The organism is Streptomyces sp. NPDC020898 (assembly GCF_044333925.1).
Lineage (GTDB): Bacteria > Actinomycetota > Actinomycetes > Streptomycetales > Streptomycetaceae > Streptomyces.
Map to the genome: position 1 here is coordinate 209,176 of NZ_JBIRRV010000005.1, position 14,770 is coordinate 223,945.

A 14,770-nucleotide genomic window follows, 5' to 3' on the forward strand; every position below is an offset into this window, starting at 1 on the left:
GGGGCGCGGGGAACTGCGCGACCAGCCACAACGCACCCGCAGGTACCCACTACGCACTGGACGGCGGATAAGAGGGCCGCGCAGGCACCCGCGGCCCTCCCGTTGCCGGCGGCACCTCCGCCGAGGGCAACTTGGGCAACGCCCCCTCATAAAGCCACGCAGTGAACAACTCGTCCAACGGCTCCGCAGCAAACCGCCCCACATACGCCGTGAACGTAGCCGTACTCACCGACCCACCCCGATGCAGCCCCGCCCACCCCCGCAGCATCCGGAAAAACGCATCCTCACCCAACGCACACCGCACGGCGTGCAGAGCAAGCCCACCCCGCTGATACAACCGGTCGTCGAACATCAACTTGCGCCCAGGGTCCGCAAGCCGCAGATCCTGCGGCCGTCCGGACAGCAACCGATGGGCAACAGCGGCGAGTTGTTGCGCACTACGCCCGCCCGACCGCTCCGACCACAACCACTCCGCGTACTTGGCGAACCCCTCGTTCAGCCAGATGTGCCGCCAGTCCGCGATGGACACGCTGTTGCCGAACCACTGATGGGCCAGCTCGTGCGCGACCAGCCGCTCCGAACTCCGCGCCCCGTCCACATGGTTGGCACCGAACAGCGACAACCCCTGTGCCTCGACGGGCACATCCAGTTCCTCCTCGGTCACCACGACCGCGTACTCACCGAACGGATACGGCCCGAACAGCTCCTGGAACAGCTCCATCATCGCGGGCTGGCGCGCGAAGTCCCGGGAGAACTCGGGCAGCAACTCGGCGGGAATATGCCCGTGTTGGGGCACCCCGCCCAGCCCGGGGTCACCGAGCAGCACGGTCTGGTACTTCCCGATCGAAAGCCCCACCAGATAACTCGACGTCGGCGCGGACTGCTCGTACACCCACGTGGTCGTACTGGCCTTGGTGGTTCGCGTCAACAGCCGCCCGCCGGCGACGACCGAGTAGGCAGAGGGCGTAGTGATCGAGATCTGGTACGACGCCTTGTCGGCGGGCCGGTCGTTGCACGGGTACCAGGACGGCGCCCCGATCGGCTGGCTCGCCACCAGCGCCCCGTCCTCCAGTTCCTCCCAGCCGAGCCCGCCCCAGGGGCTGCTCACCGGCTTGGGATTGCCCGCCCAGTGCACCTCGACCGTGAACGCGGCCCCGGCCCGCAACGGCTTCGCGGGACGGATACGCAGCCGCCCGCCCCGGTGCGTGTAGTGCGTCGCCTTGCCGTCGACGCGCACCCGGCCGATCTTGAAGTCGCCCAGGTTCAGCTGGAACTCGGCGAGCGGCGACCGGCCCGCGATGGCGTTGATCCGGGCGGTGCCGGAGAGCCGGTTCGGGCCGGGGCGGTAGTCCAGCGCGAGTTCGTACCGGTGCACCCGGTAACGGGCGTCACCGTTTGCCGGAAAGTAAGGGTCCGAACCCGCTGTCTGCTGAACGCTCACTGCTGAGTCTGCTCCCTGCGCTGTGCTCGTACGTGGTGCCGGAGATGAACCCACTCCCGCCCCGGTACCCGGACGAGCCGCGTTCAGCGCTTTCAGGAACGCCATGACTCGATCGGGTTGCCCAGCCAGCGGGTGTCGTCGGGAACGGACTCCGCCGCCATGACCAGCGACGCGGGACCCAGAGTGGACCGGGCCCCGACCGTGGAGCCGGGCAGGACGATCCCGCCAGGACCCAGCGTCGCGCCCTCACGGAGGACCACAGTATCCGTCCGCAAGATCCGGTCGTGGAAGAGGTGCGTCTGGAGCACGCACCCCCGGTTCACCGTCGCCCCGTCGCCCAGGGTCACCAGGTCGGTCTCGGGCAGCCAGTAGCTCTCCACCCAGACCCCCTTGCCGATGTGCGCGCCGAGCCCCCGCAGCCACGCCGACATCACCGGCGTACCCGGCACGGACCCCGCCAGCCAGGGCACGGCGACGACCTCGACAAAGGTGTCCGCCAGCTCGTTCCGCCACACGAAACTGCTCCACAGCGGATGCTCACCGGCCCGGTGGCGCCCCACGAGCACCCACTTGGCGACGATGGACAGAACACAGGCAAGCGCGCCGACACCGAGCAGCACCAGCCCACCCACCAGCCAGAACCATCCACCCAGCACACTGAACGCGGCCACCGTCAGCACGGCAAGACCCGCCGAACAGAACACCGGCACGATCCGGCACAGCTCCACCAGCGCCCGCGCCCACAGCAGCCGGGCAGGCGGATCGTACGTACGACTCTGATCGCCGGCCGACGCGGACCGAGGCAGCTTCACGGGCGGCAGCCCCAGATAGGAGCTGCCCTTCTTCGCCTTCTTCGGCGTCGCCGAGAGCACCCCGACCAGCCCGCCGTCGGGCACCGACCGCCCCGGCGCGGTCATCCCGGAGTTGCCCAGGAAGGCCCGCCGTCCGATCTCGGCCCGCCCGATCCGCAGCCAGCCACCCCCGAGCTCGTACGGCGCGGTCAGTGTGTCGTCGGCCAGGAACGCGCCCTCGCCGACGGTCGTCAGACTCGGCAGCGCCAGTACGGTCGACACCTCGGCGCCGCGCCCGATCCGCATCCCCAGCAGCCGCAGCCACACCGGCGTGATCAGCCCGGCGTACAGCGGGAACAGCGTCTCGCGCGAGCGGTCCATGAGCTGCGTGACCGTCCAGGCCTGCCACCCGATCCGGCTGTGCGTGGGATGCGTACCCTCGCGCAGCCCCAGACTCAGCAGCCGTACGGCGATCAGCAGCACCAGCGCGTACGCGAGACCGAACGCCAGCGTGGCCGGCACCAGCGCGAGCGCGACGCCCCGCAGAGCGGCCCCGAGCCCGGCCTCCGGGTCGACGAACACACTCACGACCAGCAGCGCGATTACACCCGCCAGCACCGGCAGCGCACTCAGCGCGAAACCGGTGACGCCGTACACGGCACGCCAGATCCGCCCGCGCGCCGGACGCTCCTTCGGCCAGTTCCGCTTGGCCTTGCCGAGCTTGACGGCCGGCGCCCCCGCCCACCGCTGCCCGGTCGGCACGGTCCCGGCGACTGCCGAACCGGGAGCCACCTCGGCCCGCTTACCGACCCGCGCACCCGGGAACAGCATGCTGCGCGTCCCGACGACAGCGCCGGCACCCACCTTGACCTGCCCGATCTCCAGCCGGTCCCCGTCCAGCCAGTGCCCCGACAGATCCACCTCGGACTCGACGGCAGCACCGCGCCCCAGCTTGAGCATCCCGGTGACCGGCGGCAGCGAGTGCAGATCGACGTCCGCCCCGACCTTGCCGCCCAGCGCCCGCGCGTACCGCTCCAGCCACGCCCCGGTCAGCGAGGTCGCCCCGCTGAACTCGGCGAGCCGCTCGGCGGTCCACAACCGCAGGTGCACACTGCCACCGCGCGGATACCGCCCCGGCTTCACGCCCCGCAGCAGCAGCCGAGCCCCACCGGCCGCGAGAGCGAGCCGCCCGGGCGGGGAGAAGAGCACCGCCGCCCCGGCGGCCACCGCCCACCACGACGTGGCCGGCGCCCACGGGTAGGCCCCGAACCAGTGCAGTACGTTCCCCGCGGCGGCCAGCGCGACCGCCCACCGCAGCCCGAGCAGAGTGAACAGCGGTACCAGCAACAGCAGTTGGACCGCCTTGGCGCGCAGGGGCACCGGCGCGATGACCCGTCCGCCGGTGTCGACCTGCGCGGACTCCTCCAGGTGCCGGGCGAGCTTGCGCAGCACGGGCTGCTGATAGATGTCAAGGACGGCGGCGCTCGGATAGCGCGTCCGTAGCTTCGTGGTCAGCAGGGCGGCGGCGAGACTGCTGCCGCCGATCGAGAAGAAGTCGTCGTCCGCGCTGCCGACGGGGATGCCGAGCACCTCGCTCCACTGCTCGGCGAGCCAGGCCTCGGTGCCGTACAGCTGGGCGGCGGGCCCGGTCTCGAACCCCTCCAGCGGCCACGGCAGGGCGTTCCGGTCGACCTTCCCGGACGTACGCGTCGGCAGTTCCGCGACCGGCGCGAGCAGCGGCACCAGGGCGGCGGGCAGCTCGGCGCGCAGCCGCTCGACGGCGGCGGCGTGATCCCACCCGTCCTGCGTGACGACGTACCCCACGAGCAGCTGATTGCCGCTGCGCGCCGTCCGTACGGCAGCGGCGGCGCCGGCGACGCCGGGCAGCCCCTGGAGCGCCGAGTCGACCTCACCCAGCTCGATGCGGCGCCCGCCGAGCTTGATCTGCTCGTCGGCCCGCCCGAGGAAGATCAGCCCCTCGGGCTCCGCCTTGACGAGGTCACCGCTGCGATAGGCCCGCTCCCACCCGAGGGATTCGAGCGGCGCGTACTTCTCGGCGTCCTTCGCGGGATCGAGATACCGGGCGAGCCCGACGCCCCCGATCACGAGTTGCCCACTGGCCCCCATGGCGACGGGCTCCCCGGCCTCGTCGACGACGGCCAGCTCCCAGCCGTTCAGCGGCAGCCCGATCCGGATCGGCTCCTCGCCGGTCATGAGGGAGGCGCAGGCGACGACGGTGGCCTCGGTGGGCCCGTAGGTGTTCCACACCTCGCGCCCCTCCGTCACCAGCCGCTGCACCAGCTCGGGCGGGCAGGCCTCACCGCCGAAGATCAGCAGCCGTACGTCGTTGAGGGTCTCGGGCTCCCACAGCGCGGCCAGCGTGGGCACGGTGGAGACCACGGAGATCTCCTGCTCGACCAGCCAGGGCCCCAGATCGGCGCCGCTGCGCACCTGGGAGCGCGGTACGGGCACCAGGCAGGCCCCGTAGCGCCAGGCCAGCCACATCTCCTCGCAGGAGGCGTCGAAGGCCACGGAGAGGCCCGCCATGACCCGGTCGCCGGGCCCCGCGGGATCGTCGGTGAGGAACAGCGCGGCCTCGGCGTCCACGAAGGCGGCGGCGCTGCGGTGGCTGACGGCGACGCCCTTGGGCTTGCCGGTGGAGCCGGAGGTGAAGATGATCCACGCGTCGTGCTCGACCCCGGGGCGGGCGGCGGGACGGTCGCTCCGGCCGCCGGGAACGGTGATCTCGTACCCGGCCCCGACGACGGCACGTACGTCGGCCTCGCCGAACACCAGCTCGGCCCGCTCGTCCGGGTCCTCGGCGTCCACGGGAACGTAGGCGGCACCGGCGGCGAGCACGGCCAGGATCGCGACGTACAGCTCGTTGGTCCCGGACGGCACCCGGACCCCGACGCGGTCCCCGAGCCCGACGCCCGCGGCGCCCAGCCGACGCCGCACGGTCTCGACCTCGACGGCCAGCGCGCGGTAGGTGAGTGAGGTGGTGCCGTCGTCGAGGGCGGGCTCGTTCGGGTAGGACCGGACGGCGGCGTCGAAGATGTCGACGAGGGTGCGGGGCGAGGCGGCGGGCCCCGCGGAGAATCGTGCCCGGTCGCCGAACCGCTCGCGGATCTCCTCGTCGAGCAGACCGAGAGCACTGCTCTCGTGTATGGCTGCCATCAGGTCCTCGCGTCTCGTTCCCGGAGACCTCCGGGGCGCTGGCGGGGGCCCGCAGGTATGCCTGGGGTTGTCCTGCTCCAGCTCCGTTCCGTAACAAGCCGGAAATTTTAGTACGAGGCTAGGCGCACGCCGGTCCGTCAGCCACGTGGGCGGGGCTGTCCGGGGGTGCCGACGGACTCGGCCACCGGCTCTGACCTGGTGATCTTCGGCCCGAAGAGATCTTGCACACACAATGAGTGAGGGTCCCTACCTCACGGTAGGGACCCTCACTCATCCATCTGATGTGTCCGAGGGGGGACTTGAACCCCCACGCCCGATAAAGGGCACTAGCACCTCAAGCTAGCGCGTCTGCCATTCCGCCACCCGGACAAGGTGTCTGTCGCGCGGGGTTCCCCCCGTGACGACGAGGGAAACATTACCAGGCTTTCGAGAGCCACCGATCACCCCCTGTCGCCGCGTGAACGGCGTGTGACGGACGGACGCCCGTCTTGGGCTGCGGCGGCCGGGAGAGGGAGGATGAGGGGTGGACCACCAGGAGTGACAGCGGGAGGTAGCAGCGTGAGCGGGACGGGCAGGACGGATACGGCCAGGGGTGTCACCGGCGAGGACGAGGTCGTGGACCTCTGCCGCGAGCTCATCCAGATCGACACCAGCAACTTCGGCGACCACTCGGGACCGGGCGAACGCAAGGCCGCCGAGTACATCGCGGAGAAGCTCGCCGAGGTGGGCCTGGAGCCGCAGATCTTCGAGTCGCACAGGGGGCGGGCCTCCACGGTGGCGCGCATCGAGGGTGAGGACCGGTCCCGGCCGGCGCTGCTCATCCACGGCCACACCGACGTCGTACCGGCCAACGCGGCGGACTGGACGCACCACCCGTTCTCCGGGGAGATCGCGGACGGGTGTGTGTGGGGCCGGGGTGCCGTCGACATGAAGGACATGGACGCGATGACCCTCGCGGTCGTCCGCGACCGGCTGCGCGGCGGACGCAAGCCCCCGCGCGACATCGTGCTCGCCTTCCTCGCCGACGAGGAGGCCGGCGGCACGTGGGGCGCCCGTCACCTGGTCGACAAGCACCCGGACCTTTTCGAGGGCGTCACGGAGGCGATCGGCGAGGTCGGGGGTTTCTCGTTCACCGTCAACGAGAAGCTGCGCCTGTATCTCGTCGAGACGGCCCAGAAGGGCATGCACTGGATGAAGCTGACCGTCGACGGCACCGCCGGACACGGCTCGATGATTCACAAGGACAACGCGATCACCGAACTGTCCGAGGCCGTCGGGCGCCTCGGCCGGCACAAGTTCCCGGTCCGGGTCACCAAGACGCTCCGCCACTTCCTCGACGAACTCGGCGACGCGCTGGGCACCGAACTGGACCCCGAGGACATGGACGCGACGCTCGCCAGGCTCGGCGGCATCGCCAAGCTCATCGGCGCCTCGCTGCAGAACACCGCCAACCCGACCCAGCTGGGCGCCGGTTACAAGGTCAACGTCATCCCGGGCCAGGCCACCGCGCACATCGACGCCCGCTATCTGCCGGGGTACGAGGAGGAGTTCCTCGCCGACCTCGACCGGATCCTCGGCCCGAAGGTGAAGCGCGAGGACGTGCACGCCGACAAGGCGCTGGAGACCTCCTTCGACGGGGCGCTCGTGGACGCCATGCAGACCGCGCTGGTCGCCGAGGACCCGATCGCCCGGGCCGTGCCCTACATGCTGTCGGCCGGTACCGACGCCAAGTCCTTCGCGGACCTCGGCATCCGCTGCTTCGGCTTCGCGCCGCTGAAGCTGCCGCCGGAGCTGGACTTCGCGGGCATGTTCCACGGTGTTGACGAACGGGTGCCGGTCGACGCGCTGAAGTTCGGGGTGCGTGTGCTCGACCGCTTCATCGAGGCATCCTGATTTCCGGGCCATCTCCGGGCCATTGGGGCCCTCGAACCTCCTTGAATGCGCCCGGAATTACCCGATTGAACGATACTCCAATAATCGTCCGCATGTGCGTGACTGACTGAGAAGAGTGAATGCGCTCATAAGGTCGTAGCCCTAATCCCGCCTCCTCGTTACTGGTGATGCGATCCGCTACTGGGAATCGCATTGCCAACAAGGAGGAATAATGATCAAGAAGATCGTCGCCGCTGCGGCTGCCACTGGTGGTCTGGTTCTCGCGGGTGCGGGCCTGGCTGTCGCCGACGCGGGTGCCCAGGGTGCCGCTGTGCACTCCCCGGGTGTCCTGTCCGGCAACGTCGTTCAGGTTCCCGTTCACGTCCCGGTGAACGTCTGCGGCAACACGATCTCCGTGATCGGGCTGCTGAACCCCGCCTTCGGCAACACCTGCGTCAACCACTGATGCTGCGCCTCACTTCGTGAGGCTCTGACTCCGAGCGAGTCTGAGCCTGTCGGCCTCGGAACGCGTCATGCGTTCCGGGGCCGACAGGTCGTTTCAGAAGGTTCACGACACATCACTGGAAGGCAGGGATGCAGAAATGCGAGAGGTCACCCGCAAGGGGCTGATGACCATGGCGGCCGCGACAGGTGTGATGGCCGCCGCCGGCGGCCAGGCGCATGCCGACTCGGGTGCGAACGGCGCCGCCTCCAACTCACCCGGTGTGCTGTCCGGCAACACGGTGAGCGCACCGGTGAGCGTGCCGGTCAACGCCTGCGGCAACACCGTGAGCGTCGTCGGTCTGCTCAACCCGGCGATGGGCAACAAGTGCGCCAACGGCGGAGGCGGCGGCAAGGGCGGCGGCGGCAACGGTTCGCCCGGCGGTCACGGCAACCAGGGCAACCACGGCGGTCACGGCAACCAGGGCAACCACGGCGGTCACGGCGGCCAGGGAGATCACGGCTCGTCCGGTGGGTACGGCGGCTACGACGGTTACGGCTCGTCGGGCGGTTACGGCGGGCACGGCGGATCCGGTGGGTACGGCGACTCGGGCGGCCCCGGCGGCCCCGGCGGCTTCGGCGGCTTCGGGTATCCGGGCAGCCCGGGCGGCTCCGGTGACTGGGCCGACTGGAGCGGCTGGGACGGTTCCGGCTCGTACGCCGGCGGGTACGCCACCGACTCGCCGGGCGTCGGCTCCGGCAACCACGTGGAAGCGCCGGTCGACGCCCCGGTCAATGTCTGCGGCAACAGCGTCGACGTCATCGGCATCGGCAACGCCGTGGCGGGCAACGACTGCTCGAACGCGGGGTACGGATCGGACGGAGGACACCACACGCCGCCGCCGGACAGCGGTCCTCCGGTCACCCCGCCGGGAAACGAGCACGAGACTCCGCCGCCCACGTCCGAACCCGGCAGCCCCGAGCAGCCGGCCACTCCCGGTTCGCCGGTCACGCCCCCGGTCTCCCCGACCGGTGTGACGCCGCCGGCCGGCTCCCCGTACGCCGACCAGAGCGACGTACAGACCGTTCCGCAGCCCCGGGCTGCCGCGCAGCTCGCGCACACCGGCGGTGACCTGCCGCTGGGCATCGCCCTGCCGATGGGCGCGGGCATGCTGCTCGCGGGCTCCGTCCTCTACCGCAAGGCACGCCCGTCGGCGTAGACCTGTGCGGCGTACTGAACGGAGCGGGCCCCGCGGACGCGGGGCCCGCTCCGTTTCGACCGTGTCACCTCACCACGTGGCGCGCACCTGGCGGATGATCCGCCGGCGCAACCGCACCCTGCGGCTGCCGTCGCGCAGCAGGCTCAGACGGTCCAACTCCCAGTGTCCGTACTCGGCATGGTCGGTCAGCAGACGTGTGGCTTCCTTGCGGGTGACCCCGCGTGGTACGTACACGTCGACAAATTCGTATTCCGGCATCGCATCTATTGTGCGGGCAGAGGCCCGGTACGGATAGCGTCTGCACTATGTCTGATGCTGCGCAGCCCACCGCTGCCGAGGTACGAGCCGCCGCCGAGGCGGTAAAGACGGCGCTCGACCGCCACCTGGCGGCGGTCGAACACCGGTCTGGGGAGGACGACCCCGACGTCTATGAGGCGTTCAACCAGCTGGCCGCTGCCGCCGAGGTGTACGACGAGCTGCTCTACGACCGTTATGACGAGGTCACCCCCTTCGAGATCCCCGGCACGGAGGACGCGCTGCCGCCGTACACGGGGCCCGAGGAGCCGAACGCGTTGAGTGTGCTCATCCGCCGCGACTACGTCGTGGTGGAGCCGCAGCGGCTGCTGGCGCAGGCACAGCGGGTGGAGGCTGTGGACGACGACGGCACGGGCGCCGATGTCTCCGGCACGGTGCACGGGGCGCTGGGCCTGCTGTTCGGCGAGTTCGAGCCGGACGAGATCGCCTCCCGGCACAAGGAGTTCGGCCTGGAGGAAGCCGACTCCACCCTGTGGGTGACGGCCGCCGACGAACCGGCCGACGCCGGCGAGTGGCTGGAGGCCCCCTTCGACCAGGTCGACGCACAGCGGGTGGTCTGCCGCTTCGACGTCAGCGCGGTCTTCGACGACGAGGCGGACGACCTCGTCGAGGACGACGACCTGCTGGAGGACGAACTCGACCCGGAGCTCGTCGTGACCGGCCTGGACGAGGACGAGGACCTGGAACCACTGGACGTGGATCGATCACGCGGCCGTTAGGGCGGCACGGTTGCCACGTCGCGATCGACGGCGGCGGTCAGGGGGCACCCCCTGACCGCCGCCGTCGACGTTCGTCCGCTCAGCCGGACGCCGGTACCTGGGCCCTGAACAGACCCGGCAGCCGTGTCGTGCGGGCCTTCGCCGGGACCTCCGCGACCGCGCGGGCCAGGGCCTGGTCCACGCCGTGCACCACGGAGAGGTGACGCTCCGCGCGGCCGAAGGCCGTGTAGACCCACGGCCGGGTCAGCGACGGGGCCGCGTCCCCGGGCAGCACCACGACGGCGGCGGGCCAGTGCAGCCCGACCGCCTGGTGCGCGGTGAGCGCCCACCCGTGCCGCACGGTCTGCTCGACCCGCTCCTTCGGTACGACGACGGAGGCGCCGCCGCACTCCAGGTGCAGCCCCTCCGCGTCGGCCTTGACGACCTGCCCGGGCACCGTCCGCCCCGGCGCGGGGGAGTACGCGATCCGGTCACCCGGGTCGAAGCCGCCGAAGCGGCCCGGGCCGGGGTTCAGCCGCTCCTTGAGGGCGGTGTTGAGCGCCCGGGTGCCGGCCGCGCCGCCGTGCCCCGGCGTGATCACCTGGGTCTGCTCGGTCGGCACGCCCAGTGCCCTGGGCACCGAGTCCGCGACGAGCTGCACGGTCCGGTGCACCGCCTCGCCCGCGTCCCGCACGGGGACGATCACGACCTCCTTGCCGGGCGCCTCGACCTGGGTCAGCTCGCCGACGGAGACGCCCGAGACGAGTTCGCCGATCGGGCCGGGATCGGGCGTGCCCGAGACGACCTGCGGGCACGCGCGCGCGGCGAGCAGATCGGCGAAGACCCGCCCCGGTCCCGCCGACCACAGCACTGCCGGATCCCCGCTCAGCACCAGCCGGGCCCCGTCGGGCAGCGACTCCACGAGCATCGCCGCGTTCTCCACATCGAGCTGCGGGGCGTCCAGCACGACCAGCAGATCGAGCCCGAACGCCCCGTCGGCGTCCCGCCCGGGCCCTTCGGCCCCGGCCAGCAGCCCGGCGACAGTCACGACTGAGTCGGTGTCGGTCTCGGTGTCGGATGCCGGGTCCGACTTCAGCAGGGCCGCGAAACGCCGGCGGCCGTCGGGCGTGTGGGCCGCCGCGCAGACGCGCAGGCCCAGGGAACGGGCCGCGGCGACGAGGGCGGCCGGTTCGACGCGAGCCGTGTCACCGCCGGTGTGCAGCACGAGTCCGTGCGCGCCGACGGTACGGATCAGCTCGGCCGCGGAACCGGACCCCGAAGCCCCGGCCGCCGACTCCCAGTCCTCGGCGGCCTCCTTGGGCAGCGAGTTGACGATCCGGGCCAGCCCGTCGGCGAGGCTGTCCTCGGCGAGCGCGTACCGCTCCAGCCCGACGAGCACGCGAACAGGCCGCTCCTCGGCCTCGTCCTCGGCCTCTTCTCCGTCAGGGGTGTCCTGCTGGCGCGCGGCCCCGCCGGGTTCCTCGATCGCGTCCTGGAACTCCAGGGCCTCGCCCTCCGCGATCGTGCTCTGTACGGCCGTGTCCGGGTCGGGTACGCCCCGTTGGGCCAGCGCGGCGGTGAGCGCGGAGACGTCCAGGACGGTGTGTCCGGCCAGGGCCGCCTGCTCCAGCAGCCACACCGTGACCGCCCGGCCCCGGCGCTCGTCCTGAGGATCGCACTCCGCGCCGAGCAGCGCCCGCGCGAACCCGTCGGCCTGCTCGGTCCGTACCCCGGCGACCCGGAGCAACTGCCAGGGATCCGCGCGCAGTTGTCCGTCCGCTCCCTCGCCCAGAGCGGCGACGACCTGCGGCGCGAGCGTGTCCGGCGCGCCGCCCTCGGTCAGTACGCCCCGCACGGCCTCGACGGCTTCCGGCGCGAGGACGGGCGAGGTGTCGCCGCTGACGGGCATGGGCTGGGGCCGCGGTACGGCAGTGGGGGAGGAGGGTGCGGCTGAGGGTTCGCGCGAGGGAGAGGGCGACGGCGAGGGCCGTGAAGAGGGCGTCTGCGTGCGGGCGATGACGGGCGGTGGCTTCTCGCCGCTCTCCACGGCCCGTACGGCCGCGAGCAGATCGGCGGCCGTTCCGCTGAGCTTGGTGCCGGCTGCGATCGGACCTTGCTTCTCGGCCTTGCGCCGCTCGATCCGCTCCCGGAGCTCCCGCTGCGCGGCCAGCTCGGCCTCGGCCTCGGACAACTGCGTGGCCTGAGTACTCTCCGCGCTCTCGGCGTTCTCCGTGGTTTCTGCGGTCTCTGCGGGGTCGGTCGACGAACCGTCAGCCGCGTCCTGGGCAGCCTCTTCGGGGGCGACCGGGGTCTCCGGCTCGGCCTCCTCCGTGGTGTCGGGCTCCGTGGTCACAGCGTGCTCCAGTCGTGATCGGGATAGCGGTGCACAGGCACAGACACGTCGTCGAGCGCCCGGCAGATCTCGTCAGGAAGACTAAGGGTCTCCACTGACAATGCGGCCGTGAGCTGCTGCGCGTTGCGCGCGCCGACGATGGGGGCGGCCACGCCGGGCCGGTCGCGGATCCAGGCGAGCGCCACCTGCAACGGCGTCACCGCCAGTCCGTCCGCCGCGGTCTGTACCGCGTCCACGATGCGGCTCGCCGTGTCGTCGAGGTACGGCGCGACGAAGGGAGCCATGTGCTCGGACGCGCCTCTTGAGTCCGCCGGGGTCGCGTGCCGGTACTTGCCCGTGAGGACACCGCGTCCGAGGGGCGAGGAGGGCAGGAGCCCGATCCCCAGGTCCAGTGCGGCCGGCAGCACCTCGCGTTCGACACCGCGCTGGAGCAGCGAGTACTCCACCTGCGTGCTGGACAGCCGGGTGCGTACGCCCGGTGCGGCGAGCTGCCAGGTCGCTGCCTTGGCGAGCTGCCAGCCGCAGAAGTTGGAGACGCCGGCGTACCGGGCGCGTCCGCTGCTGACGGCGAGGTCGAGGGCCTGGAGGGTCTCCTCCAGCGGGGTGTCGGGATCGTAGGCGTGGATGTGCCAGACGTCGACGTAGTCCGTGCCGAGGCGGGCGAGGGAGGCGTCGAGGGCGGCGAGCAGATGCCCGCGTGAGCCGTCGACGCGGCGGTCGGGGTCGGGCACGCTCCCCGCCTTGGTCGAGATGACCAGGTCGCGGCGCGGCACGAGCCCTTCTATGAGCTGTCCGAGCAGATACTCGGCCTCTCCGTCGCCGTACACGTCCGCGGTGTCGACGAGGGTCCCGCCCGCTTCCCAGAACGCCTTCAACAGGCCCGCGGCGTCATGCTCGTCGGTGTCGCGTCCCCATGTCAGGGTGCCGAGTCCGATCCGGGACACGCGCAGGCCGGTACGGCCGAGATGCCTCTGCTCCATGAACGCCGAGATTACTGGCCAGAACTGGCGGAGTGGGTTGCCTGTGGACAACGGTTTCCCGCCCCCGCCCCCGCCGCCCCTACCTGTCCCATCCCCGGGGGCTACGCCCCCGAACCCCCGCTCCGGCCCTGAACGAGCCTCGTCCTCAAACGCCGGACGGGCTGGGGGCGCGGGCCGGCATCGAGAGGTTCAAGGGCGCCCGGCAATCGTGCCGAGACGGGCGGGTGGGTGGGAAACACGGCCTGGGCGGCACCGGCCTCGCTCCTCAAACGCCGGACCAGGGAGACCAACGCCCCACCGCCGGAGGCCCCCGTACACGCTACTGTCGGTCGTACAAGGGACGTTACTGATCGGTAAGGGGAATCGGCCATGCAGCTCGGGATCAACCTCGGCTACTGGGGTGCCGGAATGGACGCGGACAATCTGGCCGTCGCGCAGGAGGCCGACCGGCTCGGATACGCCGTCTGCTGGGCCGCCGAGGCCTACGGGTCCGACGCCGCCACCGTGCTCACCTGGGTCGCCGCCCAGACCGAACGCATCGACGTCGGCTCGGCCATCTTCCAGATTCCGGCCCGCCAGCCCGCGATGACCGCGATGACCGCCGCCACCCTCGACTCGCTGTCCGGCGGCCGGTTCCGGCTCGGCCTCGGGGTTTCGGGGCCCCAGGTCTCCGAGGGCTGGTACGGCGTCAAGTTCGACAAGCCGCTCGCCCGGACCCGCGAGTACGTGGAGATCGTACGCAAGGCGATGAGCCGTGAGCGGCTCTCCCACGACGGTGAGCACTGGACGCTGCCGCTGCCCGGCGGGCCGGGCAAGCCGCTCAAGCTGACCGTGCACCCGGAGCGCGAGCACATCCCGCTCTACATCGCCGCGATCGGCCCGAAGAACCTGGAACAGACTGGCGAGATCGCCGACGGGGCGCTGCTCATCTTCCCGTCCGCCGCGCACATCGAGGACACCGCCATCCAGTACCTGCGTGCGGGGCGCGAGAAGGCCGGCAAGACTCTGGAAGGGTTCGACGTGTGTCCCACCCTGCCGCTCGCCGTCGGCGACGACAAGGACGTGGCGACGCTCGCGGACACCTTCCGGCCGTACACGGCCCTGTATGTGGGCGGCATGGGCAGCCGTAAGCAGAACTTCTACAACCAGCTCGCCCAGCGCATGGGGTACGAGAAGGAAGCCGCCGAGATCCAGGACAAGTACCTGTCCGGTGACAAGGACGGCGCCGCCGCCGCCATTCCGCACGACCTGATCGACCAGACGACGCTGCTCGGCTCGGTGGAGCGGATCGCCGACCGGATGCAGGCCTACGCGGCGGCCGGCGTCACCACGCTCACCCTCGCCCCGGCCGGCTTCACGCTCGACGAGCGGATCGCCTCGCTGCGGGCCGGCTCGGACGCCCTGGAGCGGTCCGGCGTCGCGTAGCGGCGGTAATAAAGTTCCGCGGCCGTGGTGGGGGCTCGGGGGTCTTCCCCGCCACGG

Annotated in this window: 10 protein-coding genes and 1 tRNA gene; 5 read left to right on the plus strand and 6 right to left on the minus strand. The window is 71.3% G+C overall.

The window, feature by feature from the left end:
- Positions 1 to 49: 49 nt before the first annotated feature.
- From ACH4TV_RS18275 to ACH4TV_RS18285, 3 genes are all read right to left on the minus strand, one after another.
- Positions 50 to 1,441 carry a M1 family metallopeptidase gene (locus ACH4TV_RS18275; RefSeq protein WP_398399181.1) on the minus strand — a complete coding sequence of 464 codons (1,392 nt, stop codon included), beginning with the start codon at positions 1,439 to 1,441 and terminating at the stop codon, positions 50 to 52.
- Positions 1,442 to 1,533: 92 nt separating this feature from the next.
- Positions 1,534 to 5,409: a Pls/PosA family non-ribosomal peptide synthetase gene (locus ACH4TV_RS18280; protein ID WP_398399183.1), complete on the minus strand. Its 3,876-nt coding sequence runs from the start codon at positions 5,407 to 5,409 to the stop codon at positions 1,534 to 1,536.
- 284 nt (positions 5,410 to 5,693) lie between these two features.
- Positions 5,694 to 5,778, minus strand: a tRNA-Leu gene (locus ACH4TV_RS18285).
- Positions 5,779 to 5,925: 147 nt separating this feature from the next.
- Between ACH4TV_RS18285 and ACH4TV_RS18290 the strand changes: the two genes are divergently transcribed.
- The 3 genes from ACH4TV_RS18290 (at position 5,926) to ACH4TV_RS18300 (ending at position 8,942) form a co-directional block, all read left to right on the plus strand.
- Positions 5,926 to 7,302, plus strand: coding sequence for a M20/M25/M40 family metallo-hydrolase (locus ACH4TV_RS18290; protein ID WP_398399185.1), 1,377 nt, complete (start codon positions 5,926 to 5,928; stop codon positions 7,300 to 7,302).
- 211 nt (positions 7,303 to 7,513) lie between these two features.
- Entirely contained in the window at positions 7,514 to 7,747 is a 234-nt protein-coding gene (chpH, locus tag ACH4TV_RS18295; RefSeq protein ID WP_398399187.1) for a chaplin ChpH, read from the plus strand.
- 136 nt (positions 7,748 to 7,883) lie between these two features.
- Positions 7,884 to 8,942: a chaplin family protein gene (locus ACH4TV_RS18300; RefSeq protein WP_398399189.1), complete on the plus strand. Its 1,059-nt coding sequence runs from the start codon at positions 7,884 to 7,886 to the stop codon at positions 8,940 to 8,942.
- 69 nt (positions 8,943 to 9,011) lie between these two features.
- Here the strand turns inward: ACH4TV_RS18300 and ACH4TV_RS18305 are convergent, their stop codons facing one another.
- The gene (locus tag ACH4TV_RS18305) at positions 9,012 to 9,200 is read right to left on the minus strand and encodes a DUF5703 family protein (RefSeq protein ID WP_018549191.1); all 189 of its coding nucleotides are present in this window, start codon (positions 9,198 to 9,200) and stop codon (positions 9,012 to 9,014) included.
- Between the two features lie 47 nt (positions 9,201 to 9,247).
- Here ACH4TV_RS18305 and ACH4TV_RS18310 point away from each other — a divergent pair, with 47 nt between their 5' ends.
- Complete coding sequence (locus ACH4TV_RS18310) at positions 9,248 to 9,976, plus strand: hypothetical protein (protein WP_398399191.1); 729 nt, start codon at positions 9,248 to 9,250, stop codon at positions 9,974 to 9,976.
- 79 nt (positions 9,977 to 10,055) lie between these two features.
- On the opposite strand, the gene ACH4TV_RS18315 is transcribed toward ACH4TV_RS18310, so the two are convergent.
- Both ACH4TV_RS18315 and ACH4TV_RS18320 read right to left on the minus strand, forming a co-directional pair.
- Positions 10,056 to 12,308: a helix-hairpin-helix domain-containing protein gene (locus ACH4TV_RS18315; protein ID WP_398399193.1), complete on the minus strand. Its 2,253-nt coding sequence runs from the start codon at positions 12,306 to 12,308 to the stop codon at positions 10,056 to 10,058.
- Positions 12,305 to 13,288: an aldo/keto reductase gene (locus tag ACH4TV_RS18320; protein ID WP_398399195.1), complete on the minus strand. Its 984-nt coding sequence runs from the start codon at positions 13,286 to 13,288 to the stop codon at positions 12,305 to 12,307. Before ACH4TV_RS18320 ends, ACH4TV_RS18315 begins: the two co-directional genes overlap by 4 nt.
- A gap of 369 nt (positions 13,289 to 13,657) precedes the next feature.
- Between ACH4TV_RS18320 and ACH4TV_RS18325 the strand changes: the two genes are divergently transcribed.
- Entirely contained in the window at positions 13,658 to 14,713 is a 1,056-nt protein-coding gene (locus ACH4TV_RS18325) for an LLM class F420-dependent oxidoreductase (protein WP_398399197.1), read from the plus strand.
- The last annotated feature ends 57 nt before the right edge of the window (positions 14,714 to 14,770 follow it).

What these genes read in the sequence shown, in the direction of transcription:
- ACH4TV_RS18300 (WP_398399189.1), top strand. Translation starts at nt 7,884, where the DNA reads ATGCGAGAGGTCACCCGCAAGGGGCTGATGACCATGGCGGCCGCGACA.
- ACH4TV_RS18280 (WP_398399183.1), bottom strand. Translation starts at nt 5,409, where the DNA reads ATGGCAGCCATACACGAGAGCAGTGCTCTCGGTCTGCTCGACGAGGAG.
- ACH4TV_RS18290 (WP_398399185.1), top strand. Translation starts at nt 5,926, where the DNA reads ATGAGGGGTGGACCACCAGGAGTGACAGCGGGAGGTAGCAGCGTGAGC.
- ACH4TV_RS18310 (WP_398399191.1), top strand. Translation starts at nt 9,248, where the DNA reads ATGTCTGATGCTGCGCAGCCCACCGCTGCCGAGGTACGAGCCGCCGCC.
- ACH4TV_RS18305 (WP_018549191.1), bottom strand. Translation starts at nt 9,200, where the DNA reads ATGCCGGAATACGAATTTGTCGACGTGTACGTACCACGCGGGGTCACC.
- ACH4TV_RS18325 (WP_398399197.1), top strand. Translation starts at nt 13,658, where the DNA reads ATGCAGCTCGGGATCAACCTCGGCTACTGGGGTGCCGGAATGGACGCG.
- chpH (WP_398399187.1), top strand. Translation starts at nt 7,514, where the DNA reads ATGATCAAGAAGATCGTCGCCGCTGCGGCTGCCACTGGTGGTCTGGTT.
- ACH4TV_RS18320 (WP_398399195.1), bottom strand. Translation starts at nt 13,288, where the DNA reads ATGGAGCAGAGGCATCTCGGCCGTACCGGCCTGCGCGTGTCCCGGATC.